This window comes from Frigoribacterium sp. Leaf186, from assembly GCF_001423905.1.
Classification (GTDB): domain Bacteria; phylum Actinomycetota; class Actinomycetes; order Actinomycetales; family Microbacteriaceae; genus Frigoribacterium.
Genome location: NZ_LMPQ01000017.1, coordinates 1,865 through 2,194, shown reverse-complemented (window position 1 = coordinate 2,194; position 330 = coordinate 1,865). Strand labels below are relative to the sequence as shown.

Here is a 330-nt window from a genome sequence, read left to right as displayed (position 1 = left end):
GGTAGCCCAGCTCGTCCAGGATGACGAGATCGGAATGGACGAGCCGCCCGGCGATCTGACCGCTCTTCCCTTGGACCTTTTCCTGTTCGAGGAGATTGACGAGCTCGACGGTGGAGAAGAAGCGAACGCGTTTGTGATGGTGTTCGATGGCCTGGATGCCCAGAGCCGTGGCGATGTGGGTCTTGCCTGTTCCAGGTCCTCCCACCAGCACGACGTTGTGCGCGTCCTCCAGGAACTCGCAACGATGAAGTTGGCGGACGAGGGCTTCATTGACCTCGCTGCTGGCGAAGTCGAAGCCGCTGAGATCGCGGTAGGCCGGGAAGCGGGCCG

The 330-nt window shown here is 62.1% G+C and carries 1 protein-coding gene; it reads right to left on the bottom strand.

Annotation, left to right across the window (positions count from 1 at the left end):
- Positions 1-330 (bottom strand): ATP-binding protein (locus tag ASG05_RS16965; protein WP_369814062.1); only part of this gene is annotated, 330 nt, incomplete at both ends.